Source organism: Cellulomonas terrae, from assembly GCF_007990265.1.
GTDB classification, from domain to species: domain Bacteria; phylum Actinomycetota; class Actinomycetes; order Actinomycetales; family Cellulomonadaceae; genus Cellulomonas; species Cellulomonas terrae.
The window spans coordinates 270,375-285,326 of the sequence record NZ_BJWH01000002.1; the positions used below are offsets into that span (position 1 = coordinate 270,375).

11 protein-coding genes are annotated in these 14,952 nt (G+C 72.9%); 7 read left to right on the plus strand and 4 right to left on the minus strand.

Features of this window, described 5'->3' with window-relative positions:
• Positions 1 to 48 precede the first annotated feature (48 nt).
• Positions 49 to 2,373, plus strand: a complete 2,325-nt coding sequence (locus CTE05_RS03380) for a RelA/SpoT family protein (protein WP_146844692.1) — start codon at positions 49 to 51, stop codon at positions 2,371 to 2,373.
• A 3-nt stretch (positions 2,374 to 2,376) separates the two neighbouring features.
• Here the strand turns inward: CTE05_RS03380 and CTE05_RS03385 are convergent, their stop codons facing one another.
• From CTE05_RS03385 to CTE05_RS03395, 3 genes are all read right to left on the minus strand, one after another.
• Positions 2,377 to 2,937 carry a hypothetical protein gene (locus CTE05_RS03385; RefSeq protein WP_146844693.1) on the minus strand — a complete coding sequence of 187 codons (561 nt, stop codon included), beginning with the start codon at positions 2,935 to 2,937 and terminating at the stop codon, positions 2,377 to 2,379.
• A 100-nt stretch (positions 2,938 to 3,037) separates the two neighbouring features.
• A complete protein-coding gene (locus tag CTE05_RS03390) occupies positions 3,038 to 4,972 on the minus strand; it encodes a DUF349 domain-containing protein (protein ID WP_146844694.1) in 1,935 nt (644 codons plus the stop codon).
• Complete coding sequence (locus tag CTE05_RS03395) at positions 4,969 to 5,736, minus strand: peptidylprolyl isomerase (protein ID WP_146844695.1); 768 nt, start codon at positions 5,734 to 5,736, stop codon at positions 4,969 to 4,971. The genes CTE05_RS03390 and CTE05_RS03395 overlap by 4 nt, the downstream gene beginning before the upstream one ends.
• Before the next feature lie 162 nt (positions 5,737 to 5,898).
• On the opposite strand from CTE05_RS03395, the gene CTE05_RS03400 reads away from it, so the two are divergent.
• From CTE05_RS03400 to CTE05_RS03425, 6 genes are all read left to right on the plus strand, one after another.
• Complete coding sequence (locus CTE05_RS03400; protein WP_146844696.1) at positions 5,899 to 6,615, plus strand: MBL fold metallo-hydrolase; 717 nt, start codon at positions 5,899 to 5,901, stop codon at positions 6,613 to 6,615.
• Between the two features lie 31 nt (positions 6,616 to 6,646).
• Positions 6,647 to 8,014, plus strand: coding sequence for a histidine--tRNA ligase (gene hisS, locus CTE05_RS03405; RefSeq protein WP_146844697.1), 1,368 nt, complete (start codon positions 6,647 to 6,649; stop codon positions 8,012 to 8,014).
• 31 nt (positions 8,015 to 8,045) lie between these two features.
• Entirely contained in the window at positions 8,046 to 9,119 is a 1,074-nt protein-coding gene (locus CTE05_RS03410; protein ID WP_146844698.1) for an Rv2578c family radical SAM protein, read from the plus strand.
• 118 nt (positions 9,120 to 9,237) lie between these two features.
• The gene (locus tag CTE05_RS03415; protein WP_146844699.1) at positions 9,238 to 9,912 is read left to right on the plus strand and encodes a hypothetical protein; all 675 of its coding nucleotides are present in this window, start codon (positions 9,238 to 9,240) and stop codon (positions 9,910 to 9,912) included.
• Between the two features lie 53 nt (positions 9,913 to 9,965).
• A complete protein-coding gene (gene aspS / locus CTE05_RS03420; protein ID WP_146844700.1) occupies positions 9,966 to 11,753 on the plus strand; it encodes an aspartate--tRNA ligase in 1,788 nt (595 codons plus the stop codon).
• Positions 11,753 to 12,511 (plus strand): GNAT family N-acetyltransferase, encoded by a 759-nt coding sequence (locus CTE05_RS03425; protein ID WP_146844701.1) that lies wholly within the window; start codon positions 11,753 to 11,755, stop codon positions 12,509 to 12,511. Before aspS ends, CTE05_RS03425 begins: the two co-directional genes overlap by 1 nt.
• 117 nt (positions 12,512 to 12,628) lie before the next feature.
• Here CTE05_RS03425 and CTE05_RS03430 read toward each other — a convergent pair whose 3' ends face one another.
• On the minus strand, positions 12,629 to 14,872 hold the full coding sequence (locus CTE05_RS03430; RefSeq protein WP_146844801.1) for an MMPL family transporter: 2,244 nt from the start codon (positions 14,870 to 14,872) through the stop codon (positions 12,629 to 12,631).
• Positions 14,873 to 14,952 lie beyond the last annotated feature (80 nt).

Genomic DNA, 14,952 nt, shown 5'->3' on the forward strand with positions numbered 1-14,952 from the left:
GCCCGTACTCGGTCGTAGACTGTCGCCTCGACCGTGGGAGGGGGTGTGATGAGCGAAGACGTCCGCACGCCCGAGACCGGTCTCCCGGCGGCGCAGAGCGACTCCCCGTCGAGCCGCATGCGCTCGCGCCTGGGCCGCTTCGGCGCCCGCAGCGGTGCCGCGTTCCCCGCCATCGAGCCCGTCCTGCAGGCTGCGCGCACCAACCACCCGAAGGCCGACCTCGCTGTGGTGGAGCAGGCGTACGTGGTGGCCGAGAAGGCGCACCGCGGTCAGCTGCGCAAGAGCGGCGACCCGTACATCACGCACCCGGTGGCCGTCGCGACCATCCTGGCCGAGCTCGGCATGACACCGTCGACGCTCGCGGCGGCGCTGCTGCACGACACGGTCGAGGACACGGACTACTCGCTCGACCAGCTTCGTCGCGAGTTCGGGCCCGAGATCGCGATGCTCGTCGACGGCGTGACCAAGCTGGACAAGGTCACCTACGGCGACGCGGCGCAGGCCGAGACGGTCCGCAAGATGGTCGTCGCGATGTCCCGGGACATCCGCGTGCTGGTCATCAAGCTCGCCGACCGCCTGCACAACGCCCGGACCTGGAAGTTCGTCGCGGCGGCGTCCGCCGAGAAGAAGGCGCGCGAGACGCTCGAGATCTACGCCCCGCTGGCCCACCGGCTCGGCATGAACACGATCAAGTGGGAGCTGGAGGACCTGTCGTTCGCGACCCTCTACCCCAAGGTCTACGACGAGATCGTGCACCTGGTCGCCGAGCGCGCCCCCGCCCGCGAGGAGTACCTGGCGACCGTCCGTGAGCAGGTCGGCGCGGACCTGGGCAAGGCGAAGATCCGGGCCACGGTGACCGGTCGGCCGAAGCACTACTACTCGATCTACCAGAAGATGATCGTGCGCGGCCGCGACTTCGCCGACATCTACGACCTGGTCGGCGTCCGGGTCCTGGTCGACTCGGTGCGGGACTGCTACGCGGCGCTCGGCTCGCTGCACGCGCGGTGGAACCCCGTCCCGGGGCGGTTCAAGGACTACATCGCGATGCCGAAGTTCAACCTGTACCAGTCGTTGCACACCACGGTGATCGGGCCGGGCGGCAAGCCCGTCGAGATCCAGATCCGCACGCACGACATGCACCGCCGGGCCGAGTACGGCGTCGCGGCGCACTGGAAGTACAAGGAGAGCGCGAAGAACGCGGGCACGACGGACAAGGACTCCGCCGGCAACGACATGCAGTGGCTGCGTCAGTTGGTCGACTGGCAGAAGGAGACCGCCGACCCGAGCGAGTTCCTCGACTCGCTGCGGTTCGAGATCGCCGGTTCCGAGGTCTACGTCTTCACGCCGAAGGGTGACGTGATCGGGCTGCCCTCCGGTTCCACGCCCGTCGACTTCGCGTACGCCGTGCACACCGAGGTCGGCCACCGGACGATGGGTGCCCGCGTCAACGGGCGGCTCGTCCCGCTGGACTCGTCGCTCGAGAACGGCGACGTGGTCGACGTGTTCACGTCGAAGTCCGAGACCGCGGGCCCGTCGCGCGACTGGCTCGGCTTCGTCAAGAGCCCCCGGGCGCGCAACAAGATCCGTCAGTGGTTCTCCAAGGAGCGCCGCGAGGAGGCGATCGAGCACGGCAAGGACGCCATCGCCAAGGCGATGCGCAAGCAGAACCTGCCGATCCAGCGCCTCCTGTCGCACGAGTCGCTCGTCGCCCTGGCCAACGAGATGCGCTACGCCGACGTCTCCGCGCTGTACGCGGCGATCGGCGAGGGGCAGGTGTCGGCCGGCACGGTCGTGCAGCGTCTCGTGCAGTCGATGGGTGGGGAGCCTGCGGCCGAGGAGGACCTCGCCGAGGTCGCACGGCCGGGCCAGACGCAGCGCCGGGTCCGCACCGGCGACCCGGGCGTCGTGGTCAAGGGCGTCGACGACATCTGGGTGAAGCTGGCCAAGTGCTGCACGCCGGTCCCGGGCGACGACATCGTCGGGTTCGTGACGCGCGGCGCCGGGGTGAGCGTGCACCGCAGCGACTGCATCAACGTCTCGAGCCTGCGCTCGGAGCCCGAGCGCATGGTCGACGTCGCCTGGAGCCACAACAGCACGTCGCTGTTCCTCGTGCAGATCCAGGTCGAGGCGCTCGACCGCAGCCGTCTGCTGTCCGACGTGACGCGCGTGCTGTCGGACTCGCACGTGAACATCCTCTCGGCGTCGGTCTCGACGTCACGGGACCGGGTCGCGCTCTCGCGCTTCGTCTTCGAGATGGCCGAGCCGTCGCACCTCGCGTCCGTGCTCGCCGCGGTCCGCAAGGTCGAGGGCGTGTTCGACGTCTACCGCATCACCGGCGCCAAGGCGGCCGAGGAGCCGGCGATCCGCGCCTGACCGTCACAGGTCCTGCAGGGTCGAGTACGCCCGACGCACCCCGCGGTGCCCCCGGAAGCCGTCGAGACGGTCCAGCGCCCGCGCGGGATCGAACCCGACGTCCTGCAGCGCGCGGAGGGCCGGGACCGCCTGGGGTGCCGGCAGCGTCCGTGCGATGTCGATCCCTGTGCGTTCGACCGACGTGGCCCGGTGGGCGCCGACGTGCACCACGTCGGTCGCTGACAGCGTCGCCTCGACCGCCACCCGCGACGGGTGCGGGTCCGTGCGACGTCCGCCCGTCCGCACCAGCACCTCGACCCGGACGGGCGGGTACCGGCCGGTGTGCACCCACGCCGCGCTCCGCCGGCCGATCACGCCTCGGGCGGGGACGAGCGGGGCCACCGCGATCGCCCGCAGCTCCGGGGTGTCGGTCAGGTCCGCCGGGATCGCGACGTCTCCCCACACGACGCGCACGACACCGTCCCGGAGCAACCCGAACCAGGCGGCGGCTCCGACCTCGTCACGGCTGACGGTGCACGGCAGGGACGGGGCGGTCGCGCGGAACTCGTCGAGACGGGTGCTCACCGCAGCAGCATGGCGCCCGGCTCGACGGCGCAGGGGCGTCAGCCGGTATCTGTGGACGACCGAGGCCCCCGTCCGCAAGGACGGGGGCCCCGGTCGGTCATCAGCCGCGCGCGTCCTGCGCGGCCCGCTGGACCTGCTCGAGCCACGCTCGGCGAGCATCGAGCGCGGCCTGCGCGTCGGCGATCTTGCGGGCGTCGCCCGCGGCCTTCGCACGGTCGAGGTCGGCCTCGAGGCCGGCGATCGCCTGCTCGAGCTGCGCCGCAGCCCCCTCGGCGCGCGCACGGGTCTCGGGGTTGGTGCGCTTCCACTGGGCCTGGTCGGTGTCGCGGATCGCCGTCTCGACCGCCCGGAGCCGGCCCTCGACGCGCTGGACGTCGGCGCGCGGGACCTTGCCGGCGGCCTCCCAGCGGTCCTGGATCCGGTGCAGCGCGGACTTGGCCGCTGCCAGGTCCGTCACGGGCAGGAGCGCCTCCGCCTCGACGAGCAGCGCCTCCTTGACCTCGAGGTTCGCGCGGAACTCCTCGTCGGTCGCGGCCGACTGGGCGTCGCGCGCCGCGAAGAAGGCGTCCTGCGCCGCACGGAAACGGGCCCACAGGGCGTCGTCGTCGGCACGGCTGGCGCGCCCGGCGGCCTTCCACTGCGCCATCAGGTCGCGGAAGACCCCCGCCGTGGCGCCCCAGTCGGTGCTCGACTGCAGCCGCTCCGCCTCGGCCACCAGGCTCTCCTTGACCTGCTTGGCCGACGCGTTGCGCGACTCCAGCTCGGCGAAGAAGTGGCGACGCTCACGGTCGAACGTGGTGCGCGCGTGGCTGAACCGCTTCCAGAGCGACTCCTCCGTCGGCCGGTCGAGGCGCGGGCCGGAGCGCTGCGCCTCCTTCCACTGGTCGAGCAGGAGACGCAGCTGCTCACCGGCGGGCCGCCACTGGATCCGCGACGGGTCGGTCGAGGCGATCTTCTCCGCCTGCTCGACGATCTCGGTCCGGGCGAGGACCGCGGCCTCCCGCGCGGCAGCCCGCTCGGCCTCGGCCACGGCACGACGCTCCGCGGCCGTCGAGCGCAGCGCCTCGAGCCGGGCGCGCAACCCGTCGAGGTCCCCGACCGCGGCCGGCTCCGCCACCTCGTCGGTCAGGCGGGCCAGCGTCTGGTCGATCTCCTTGACGGACAGGTCCGTCGCGGCCAGGCGTGCCTCGAACAGCGTGACCTTGGCCTGCAGGTCCAGGAAGCGGCGCACGTACAGGCCGAGCGCCTCCTCCGTGGTCGCGCCCGGGTACTGACCGACGACGCGCTCACCAGCGGCTTCGCGGACCGAGACGTTGCCCTCCTCGTCGACGCTGCCGAACGTGGCGGCGTGGGCCGCCTCGGCGGCGTCCTGCGGGGGTGCGACCGGGGCTGCCGGAGCGGCGGCAGCGATCGACGTCGGCGCGGGGTGTGCCGGCGGGTGCGGGACCGGGCGCGGGCGCGGCACCGGACGGGCCGACGACGGCGTCGGCACGGGGGAAGAGGCAGGCTCGGGGGTTGTGCCGGCGTCGGGCGTCGCAGCCGCCGTCTCGCCGGCGGGCTCCGGCTCGGCGGGCACGTCGGCTGCCGGCTCCGGCTCAGCGGCGGCGGGTGCCTCGGCTGCGGCCCCCGGCGCAGTGACGCCGTCGGCCGCGGGCTCGGTGTCGGCGGGTGCCTCGGCTGCGGGCTCCGGCTCCGGTTCGTTGACCGACTCGGCCGGCGGCTCAGGTTCGGTGACCGTGTCCGTCGGGGCATCGTCGACGGCGACCTCGTCGGCAACCTCTGTCACGGCCGCCTCGTCGCCGACGACGTCGCTGACGGACGGCTCGTCCGCGACGACCTCGCTGGCCGAGGCCTCGGCGACGTCCGCCTCCGTGGCGTCGTCCTCGGGGGCGTCGGCCGGGGGAGCGTCCTCCGTGACCGTCTCGGCAGCCGCGGCGTCGACCTCGTCGGGCACGGCGGGTGCCTCGGGCTGCTCGGCGTCTGCTGCCGGCACGGAGTCGTCGGGCACGGGTCCGGACGTCGGGGTCTGCGTCACTGGATGTTCACTCCCTCGATGATGACGTCGGACACCGGGACCTGGGTCCCTTCGACGGTGCCCGCGTCGGCGATGGCCTGCAGCACGTCCATGCCGGACGTGATGCGGCCGAACACGGTGTAGCCACCCGCAGAGTCTGCGGGAATAGGTGAGTCCTCGTAGACCAGGAAGAACTGGCTGCCCATCGAGCTGCCGTTGTCGCCGGTCCGTGCCATGGCGATGGTGCCCGCCGGGTAGACGTTGTCGGCGGGCGCGTTCTCGATCGGGCCCCAGGTGTAGCCCGGCCCGCCGGTGCCGCCGGTGTTGGTGTCGGCAGTGCCGAGGGCGGTCGGGTCGCCGCACTGGAGGACGAAGATGCCCTCCTGCGTCAGCCGGTGGCACTTCGTCGTGTCGAAGTAGCCCTCCTGGGCGAGCGTGACGAAGTTGGCGACGGCCTGCGGGGCGGCGGCCCCGTCGAGCTCGATCCCGAGCGAGCCCTGCGTGAGGGCGATGTCGCCGGTCCACGTGCGGTTCTCGGCGAGCGCCGGGTCCGGGACCTCGGCCGAGTTCACCGGGACCGTCGCCGACGGCGTCGGCGTCGCGGAGGGTTCGCCGTCGTTGGTCAGGGCGAGTGCGGCGACGACACCGGTGGTGAGCACGAGGGCAGCGACGATGCTGCCCGCGATCACGCGCTGGCGATGGCGGCGGGCGCGCGCCTTGGTCTGGCGCTCCTGCCACTTCTCGTACCGGCGGCGCTCGTACTCACGCTCGCTCTTGGTGGACACGCACACGCTCCTCGCGTCGTCGTGCGGTGCGGCAGGTCGTCCGCCAGCCGCACTGCATGAAGGGGACCCGGGACAGTCTAGGCAAGCCTTGGCGACGGGCCACCAGCAGCACCGCCGTGCGACATCACAGTCCGGACACGCCGGGCGGCTACCGTGCGTCCCATGCAGGTCATCACGGTCGTGTCAGCGGTCTTCGGGGCCCGGTGCTCCGTCCTCGTCGACGACGACGGGTCGTGCGTCGTCATCGACGCCGGGGCAGGGGTCACGGACGACGTCCTCGCGCTCGTCGAGGAACGAGGACTGCGTCCGGCCGCGGTGCTGGCCACGCACGGCCACGTCGACCACACGTGGGACGCCGGCCGGCTGTCCGCGGCGCTCGACGTGCCCGTCGTCCTGCACGCCGCCGACGTCTACCGGCTCGCGGACCCCTTCGGCACGCTCGGGCTGCTCGGCTCGTCCGGGCGCCCGGCGCACGACCCGTCGGGTCCGCTCGCCCAGGCGATCGCCGCGACCGGGATCGACCCCGCGAGCTACGAGCCACCGCGCCGCGTGGAGCCGTTCGGGGCCGTGACCGGCGAGCGCTCCGCCGACACCCTGCTCGAGCTCGGCGGCCTGCGCATCGTCGCGCGGCACGCGCCCGGGCACACAGAGGGGTCGACGCTGTACCTGCTGGGGTCGCTGGCCTTCACCGGGGACGTCCTGTTCGCGGGCTCGGTCGGGCGCACGGACCTGCCGGGTGGGGACGACGCCACGATGCAGACGACCCTGCGGGAGGTCGTCGCGACCCTGCCGCCCGAGACGGTCGTCGTCCCGGGACACGGACCCACCAGCGACATCGCGACCGAGCTCGTCCACAACCCGTACCTCACGCGTCTCTGACACCCCGGCCGGTCTGGAAGGATCGGGCCCCATGGCACGACCGACCCCCCTGTCCGGATTCCCCGAGTGGCTGCCCGAGGGCCGCCTCGTCGAGCAGCACGTGCTCGACGTCCTGCGCCGCACGTTCGAGCTGCACGGGTTCGCGGGCATCGAGACCCGCGCCGTCGAGCCGCTCGACCAGCTCCTGCGCAAGGGCGAGACCTCCAAGGAGGTCTACGTCCTGCGGCGCCTCCAGGAGGACCCCGACGAAGCTGCCACCCGCGGACACCGCGAGACCGAGCGCGGCCTGGGCCTGCACTTCGACCTCACCGTCCCGTTCGCGCGCTACGTGCTGGAGAACGCCGGGCACCTGGCGTTCCCGTTCCGCCGGTACCAGATCCAGAAGGTGTGGCGCGGTGAGCGGCCGCAGGACGGCCGGTTCCGCGAGTTCGTGCAGGCCGACATCGACGTCGTCGGTGCCGGCACCCTGCCGTACCACTACGAGGTCGAGCTCCCGCTGGTGATGGCGGAGGCCCTCGGGGCGCTGCGGGAGATCGGCGTCCCTCCGGTGCGCATCCTGGTGAACAACCGCAAGGTCGCCGAAGGCTTCTACCGCGGTCTCGGGTTGACCGACGTCGAGGCGGTGCTGCGCAACATCGACAAGCTCGACAAGATCGGGGCCGACGCCGTCGCCGCGCTGCTCGTCGCCGAGGCGGGCGCGACCGAGGAGCAGGCCCGCGCGTGCCTCGCGCTCGCCGCGATCAGCGGCTCCGACGAGTCGGTCGTCGAGCGCGTGCGCGAGCTGGCCGGGGAGTCCAACGACCTTCTCGACGAGGGCCTCGCCGAGCTGGGTGCCCTCATCCGGGCCGCGTCCGTCCGCGCGCCCGGGGTCGTGGTGGCCGACCTCAAGATCGCGCGCGGGCTCGACTACTACACGGGATCGGTCTACGAGACCGTGCTCGTCGGGCACGAGCAGCTCGGCTCGATCTGCTCCGGAGGGCGCTACGACACCCTCGCCTCGGACGGGGCGAACACCTACCCCGGCGTCGGCCTGTCCATCGGAGTGTCGCGGCTGGTCTCCCGCCTCCTCAGCAAGGGTCTGGTGACGACCACCCGGTCGGTGCCCAGCGCCGTCCTGGTCGCGGTCAGCAACGAGGACGACCGGGGTCGCTCCGACGCCGTCGCCGCCGCGCTGCGGGCGCGGGGGATCCCGGTCGAGGTCGCGCCGTCCGCGGCGAAGTTCGGCAAGCAGATCCGGCACGCCGACCGCCGGGGCATCCCGTTCGTGTGGTTCGTGGGCGACGACGAGTCCGGGGCCGACCAGGTCAAGGACATCCGCTCGGGTGAGCAGGTCGACGCGGAGGCCTCGACGTGGACCCCGGTCGAGGCCGACCTCTGGCCGCGCGTCGTGCCTGCTTGACAGTCGTTCGAACACATGTTCGCATGAGGGCATGCGATGGGATGCGCAGCGCCTGGGGACCGACGACGCGACGGCTCTGCCCGGCCTGACGCTCGCCGGGCTGCAGCGGAGCGTCCGCACACCCGAGTTCGCGGGCGTCACGTTCCACGAGGTCGTCTGCAAGAGCGCGCTGAACAAGGTCCCGGAAGCCTCCAGCATGCCTTTCAGGTGGACGGTGAACCCCACGAGGGGCTGCCTCCATGCCTGCACCTACTGCTTTGCCCGGCCCACGCACGAGTACCTGGACCTGGACGCCGGGCGGGACTTCGAGACGCAGATCGTCGTGAAGACCAACGTCGTCGACGTGCTGCGGGCCGAGCTCGCGCGGCCGTCGTGGGAACGGGAGCACGTCGCGCTCGGCACCAACACCGACCCGTACCAACGCGTCGAGGGCCGGTACCGGTTCATGCCCGGGATCATCGAGGCGCTCGCCCACAGCGGCACGCCGCTGTCGATCCTCACCAAGGGCACGCTGCTGCGTCGTGACCTGCCCCTGCTCGGGGAGGTCGCGGGCACCGTCCCGGTCGGGATCGGCGTCTCGCTGGCGATCCGGGACGAGACGCTGCAGCAGGCCGTCGAGCCGGGCACACCGACGCCCCGGGCGCGCCTCGACCTCATCCGCGCGGTGCGGGAGGCCGGGCTGCCGTGCGGGGTGATGGTCGCCCCGGTCCTGCCGTGGCTGACCGACGACCGCGCGCACCTCGACACCCTCCTGCGCGACCTGGCCGATGCCGGGGCGACGGGTGTGACGGTGCTCCCGCTGCACTTGCGCGGACCGGTGAAGCCGCTCTTCCTCGCCTGGCTGCGTGAGCACGCGCCGGCGCTGGTGCACCGCTACGAGGGGCTGTACGGACGGGGTGCCTACGCACCGCGGGAGTACGTCCGATGGCTCGACGAGCGGGTCCGCCCGCTCCTCGTGCGGCACGGGTTCGCCGACCGGGCGGGCCACCGTGCCGGACGGTACGAGAGACCCGGAGAGGGCTCGTACCCGGCCGGGAGCATCGCACCAGGTGGTCTGCCGGTGCTCGAGCCGACGGTCGCGGCAGCACAGCCGGTCCTGTTCTGAGGCCGTCGACGAGGGGCGAAACCTCCGTGGTGCCCGCACGATGAACAGCGTGGCGCTCCCGTGGTCCGCCATCCCGCGCACCCCGCGGGTCCCTCCGGCACGAGGTGTGATGCGACAGATGACGAGCCTGACCGGTACGGCGACCGCGGGGAGCACCGCCGCCCGCCGCCTGATCTTCGACGGGCACATCGCCGGGTTCGGCACCACGGAGGGCACCCGGATCGTCGTGGGGCGGTGGCGGTCGTCGCCGCTCGGGTCGTTCACCGACGTCATGGTCGAGCGCGCCGACGGACTGCGCGTGCTGCTGGCACCGCGCGACGACGTCGCGGAGCTCGTGGCCGGTACCTACGCGTTCGATGCGGTGCACGTGGTACCGGTCGGCCTGCGAACGGACGAGGGTCGGCGACGCTGGCGCCTGCGCGCCGGACCGCTGACGGCGGACCTGTCGCTGGGCGCGCGGACGCGCATCGGGCACCTGCTGCTCGCGGTGCCACGCCACCGCGCCGTCGCCCCGCTCGTCGCCACCGCGGCGGACCCGTTCGCCCGCGTGCTCCTCGACGGCGTCCGCACGCGCGGCACTGCCGGTCAGGGCAGCCGCGAGTGGTACGTCGCCAGCGACCAGCACGCCGTCACGGCGGTCCGGGCGCTGTGGGGGTCGGCCGACCTCGGCGCCCTCGCACCCGTCGAGCCCCCGGTGCGGTTCGGGTTCTCGTCCGTGCCTGCGGCTCCGACCGTGACCCGGGTGCGCACGGTCATCGAAATGTCGGCGGGGCGCACGCGACCCGGGCACTAAGATCGTGCGGGCGTCCGCTGGGCGCTCCCACCCCCGACCCCGAAGGACCTTCCGTGCTCCGCACCCACACGGCCGGCTCGCTGCGAGCCGAGCACATCGGCACCACCGTCACCCTCACGGGCTGGGTGGACCGGCGTCGCGATCACGGTGGGGTCGCGTTCGTGGACCTGCGGGACGCGTCGGGGATCGCGCAGGTCGTCGTCCGCGACGAGACGGTCGCGCACGGGCTGCGCGCGGAGTACGTGCTCCAGGTGACCGGTGAGGTCGGTCGTCGGCCCGCGGGCAACGAGAACCCGAACCTGGCCACGGGCGAGGTCGAGCTTGTCGCCACACAGGTCGTGGTCCTCAACGAGTCCGAGCCGCTGCCGTTCCAGGTCTCGTCGTCCCTCGACGAGACGGTGGGCGAGGAGGCGCGCCTCAAGTACCGCTACCTGGACCTGCGGCGGCCCGCCCCGGCCCGCGCGATGCGCCTGCGCGCCAAGGCGAACCAGGCCGCGCGGCGGGTGCTCGACGCGCAGGACTTCGTCGAGGTCGAGACGCCGACCCTGACGCGGTCGACGCCCGAGGGCGCTCGTGACTTCCTCGTGCCCGCACGCCTGTCGCCGGGGTCCTGGTACGCCCTCCCGCAGTCGCCGCAGCTGTTCAAGCAGCTGCTCATGGTCGGCGGGCTCGAGCGGTACTACCAGATCGCCCGCTGCTACCGGGACGAGGACTTCCGTGCCGACCGCCAGCCGGAGTTCACCCAGCTCGACGTCGAGATGAGCTTCGTCGAGCAGGACGACGTCATCGCGCTCGGCGAGCAGATCCTCGTCGCGCTCTGGGACCTCATCGGCGTGACGGTGCCGACGCCGATCCCGCGCATCACGTTCGCGGAGTCGATGGCGCGCTACGGCAACGACAAGCCGGACCTGCGGTTCGGGCTCGAGCTGGTCGAGCTGACGTCGTACTTCGCGGAGACGCCGTTCCGCGTCTTCCAGGCCCCGTACGTCGGCGCCGTCGTGCAGCCCGGTGGCGGCTCGACGCCGCGGCGCGGGTTCGACGCGTGGCAGGAGTGGGCCAAGCAGCGCGGCGCCAAGGGCCTCGCCTACGTCACGGTCGGCGAGGACGGCGAGCTGGGCGGCCCCGTGGCCAAGAACCTGTCGGAGTCCGAGCGTGCGGGCCTCGTGGCCGCGGTCGGCGCGAGCCCCGGCGACGCGGTGTTCTTCGCGGCCGGGCCGGTCAACGACGCGCGCGCGCTGCTCGGTGCCGCCCGCCTCGAGATCGGTCGCCGCGGCGGGCTCATCGACGAGAACGAGTGGAAGTTCGTCTGGGTGGTCGACGCCCCGCTGTTCAAGCCCACGGGCGAGGACGACGACGTGGCGGTCGGCGGCGGTGCCTGGACGGCGGTGCACCACGCGTTCACGTCCCCGACGCCGGAGTGGATCGACACGTTCGAGCAGGACCCGGGCGCCGCGCTGGCCTACGCGTACGACATCGTCTGCAACGGCAACGAGATCGGCGGCGGCTCCATCCGTATCCACCGTCGGGACGTCCAGGAGCGCGTGTTCGACGTCATGGGCATCGGACCCGACGAGGCGCAGGAGAAGTTCGGCTTCCTGCTCAACGCGTTCCAGTTCGGCGCGCCGCCGCACGGCGGGATCGCGTTCGGCTGGGACCGGATCCTCGCTCTGCTCACGGGGTCGGAGTCGATCCGCGACGTCATCGCGTTCCCGAAGTCGGGCGGCGGGTTCGACCCGCTCACGGCGGCTCCGGCACCGATCACGCCCGAGCAGCGTCGTGAGGCGGGCGTGGACGCCAAGCCGAAGGCCGACGCCCAGCCGAAGGCCGCTGCCGAGGTCTGATGGGGGACGTGCTCGAGGTCCTGCCGCCCGGGTGGCGGCAGGACCGGATGCTGCTCGGTGACCGGCACCGCTGGGACACCGTCGACGTGCTCGGCGACGACGACGCGCTCGTGCTGCTCATCGGCGGACCGGACCGGCCGAGCGTGCTCGGCCGTGGCGACGCCGCGAAGGTCGACCGTCTGGTCGCCGACGCAGGCCTCGGGCCCGCCCGGTGGATGAGCGTGCCGCGCGGGTCGCAGCCGCAGGCGTCGACGCTCGCCGGCCTGGGTCTCGTGCCCTTCTCCACCTGGGACTGGCTCTCGACGGACGTCGTGCCGCCGACGGTGGCGGGGGAGGACGCGGTGCACGCGCTCGACCGCGACCGGGACGCGGACGCCATCCGCGCGTGCCTGGCCGAGGCGAACCCGGGGACGTCCGCCGACCCGGCCGGACCCGACGAGCTGGGCTGGTGGGGCGTGCACGTCGACGGTGTGCTCGGTGGCGTGGTCGGCGTGTCCGAGCGGGGTGGTCCGGGCGACGCGTGCTCCTGGCACGTGCACGGCCTCGGCGTCCGGCCGCGCCTGCGTGGGACCGGGACCGGGACGGCGCTCACTGCGGCGGCGGTCCGCGCCGGGCTGCGGTCCGGGGCAGCGTGGGTGTCGCTGGGCATGTACGCCGAGAACGACGGTGCCCGCCGGATCTACCGGCGGCTCGGGTTCCGCACCGACGCCGAGCTCACCTCGTTCTCCCCGCCCGGGACGCAGCGACCGCCTGCCTGACCGCGGTGCACGTCACGCGGGGTCGAAGGCGCTCGACCTCTCACCGCTCGGCGACTGGTGGCGTCCGTCGGCGGCATCCCGCTCGGGTGCGCCGCGGCCCGGGACGACGCGGACACCTCAGTGCCTGATCGCCATGCGCCCGTGCGCACGCCGCAGGAACGGCGGGGCCCACCAGTTGGCTCGTCCGAGGATCGTCATGGTGGCCGGCACGAGGAGCATCCGCACCAGGGTCGCGTCGATGAGCACCGCGACCGCGAGGGAGAAGCCGACCTCCTTGATCACCAGCAGCTCACCGGCCACGAAGCCCGCGAACACCACGATGACGATGAGGGCCGCCGAGGTGATGATGCGCCCGGAGCGCTGCAGGCCGAGCCGTACCGCGCGGTCGTTCGGGACTCCCTGGTCGACGAGCTCCTTGATCCGGGACAGCAGGAAGACTTCGTAGTCCATCGCCAGCCCGAACCCGAAGGCGATGACGAGGGCGATCACGTACGTCTCGATGCCGCCGGTGGGCGTGAAGTCGAGCAGGCCGGACAGGTGGCCGTCCTGGAACACCCAGACGAGCACACCCAGGGACGCAGCGAGGGAGATCGTGTTCGTGATCAGGGCCTTGACCGGCACCACGACCGAACCGGTCATGAGGAACAGCAGGATCAGACACGTGACGGCCACGATCCCCACCGCCCAGGGTGCCCGTTCCACCACGGCAGCGGTGAAGTCGATCTGCGACGCCGCCTGACCGGTCACCCACGTGGGGAAGGGGGCGTCGAGGGCGCGGAGCTGGTGCACGACGTCCCGGGCCACGGCGTCGCCCGGGTCGTCGGTGGCAGGCCGGACGCCGATCACCACGTAGGAGTCGACCGGGGACGGCGGGTCGACGGACGCGACGCCGTCGAGGTCCTCCAGCGTCGCGGCCCAGGCGGTCGCCTCGTCGAGCGACGTCTGCGCGACGACGGTGATCGCGGGGGTCGAGGCGGCGGGGTAGTTGCGCGCGAGGGTCTCCACGAACTCGCGCTGGGCGCTGCCCGCCGGCAGCAGCTCGGTGGTCGAGTTGCGCAGCTCCAGGTGAGCCAGCGGGAGCGCCAGGATGCCGAGCACGGCGAGCGACCCCAGCAGGACGCGCCACGGTCGGCGCTGCACCCAGGCCGCGAGCCGCGAGAAGATCCCTTCCTCGGTCTGCACGTCGGCGGTGCGCGCGAGGATGCCACGCAGCCCGGGGACGCGGGCCAGGATGCTCGGCCGGATCATCCGACGGCCGGCGAGGACGAGCATCGCCGGGACCAGGGTCAGTGCGGTCGCCGCCGCCACGACGATCACGGCGACCCCCGCGGCGCCGAACGCCCGCAGGATCGGCGGCTCGAACACGAGCAGCCCGGCGATGGAGATGGCCACGATCAGCGCGGAGAACATCACGGTGCGGCCCGCCGTCGCCATCGTGCGCTCGATCGCGGTGAGCACGGCACCGTCGCCGCGCCGCCGTCGGCTCCGGGCACCTCCGTCGTCGTCGACCAGGTGGTGCAGCTCCTCGCGGAACCGCGACACCATGAGCAGGCCCCAGTCGATCGAGAGCCCCAGGCCGAGCACCGTCACGATGTTGACGACCGACGAGTCGAGGTCGAGCACGTAGGAGAAGCCGAGCAGGGCGGCGAGGCCACCCGCGATGGACGCGACCGCGCCGACCATCGGCATCCCGGCAGCGAGGAACCCGCCGAAGACGAGGATCATGATGAGCAGCGCGATCGGCAGCGCGATGGTCTCGCCGGTCCGCAGGTCCGTCTCCACCTGGTCCGTGATCGCCTCGACGATGAGGGTCGTGCCGCCCACGATCCCGGTCACTCCGGGCGCCACCGCGTCGAGGTCCGACGGGATGTCGAGCAGACGTGCCTCGACCTCGTCGAGCGCCGCCTCCTGGTCCTCCGGCGAGAGCTCCGGTGCGAGCTCGACCACCACGAGGAAGCCGTCGCCGTCCTGGGCGACGAGGGGCGCCGCTGCGGGGTTCGCGGCTCCGTCGGGCAGCGCCAGGGGGTCGATGACCGAGACGACGCCGTCGATCGCGACGAGATCCTCCCGCGCGGGCGCGAGAGCGGTCGCCACGTCGGGGTCGGCCGGGTCGACGCGGTCCAGCACCAGGGTCAGCGACGGACCGCTGTCGTCGGCCTCGTCGAGGATGGCGAAGGCCTCCGAGCTCTCCGACCCCGGGACGCCCGGCGCCCCCGTGCTGAGCCGCTCGAACAGGTTCTCCCCGTGCACACCGAGGACGGCCAACCCGTACCCGAGCACGGCGAAGACCAGCCACGCCACGACGGTGAGGCGGGGGTGGTGGGCGACTGCGCGACCTACTCGGGCGAACACGCGGCACATCGTCGCAGGTGGAACAGGCGTCTCGCACACGTTCTCACCCGGTCGACGGCCACCGGTGCTGTCACGATCGCCGTCGGACC

What these genes read in the sequence shown, in the direction of transcription:
- hisS (WP_146844697.1), top strand. Translation starts at nt 6,647, where the DNA reads ATGGCACGACCGACCCCCCTGTCCGGATTCCCCGAGTGGCTGCCCGAG.
- CTE05_RS03415 (WP_146844699.1), top strand. Translation starts at nt 9,238, where the DNA reads ATGACGAGCCTGACCGGTACGGCGACCGCGGGGAGCACCGCCGCCCGC.
- CTE05_RS03380 (WP_146844692.1), top strand. Translation starts at nt 49, where the DNA reads ATGAGCGAAGACGTCCGCACGCCCGAGACCGGTCTCCCGGCGGCGCAG.
- CTE05_RS03400 (WP_146844696.1), top strand. Translation starts at nt 5,899, where the DNA reads ATGCAGGTCATCACGGTCGTGTCAGCGGTCTTCGGGGCCCGGTGCTCC.
- CTE05_RS03425 (WP_146844701.1), top strand. Translation starts at nt 11,753, where the DNA reads ATGGGGGACGTGCTCGAGGTCCTGCCGCCCGGGTGGCGGCAGGACCGG.
- CTE05_RS03410 (WP_146844698.1), top strand. Translation starts at nt 8,046, where the DNA reads ATGCGATGGGATGCGCAGCGCCTGGGGACCGACGACGCGACGGCTCTG.
- CTE05_RS03430 (WP_146844801.1), bottom strand. Translation starts at nt 14,872, where the DNA reads ATGTGCCGCGTGTTCGCCCGAGTAGGTCGCGCAGTCGCCCACCACCCC.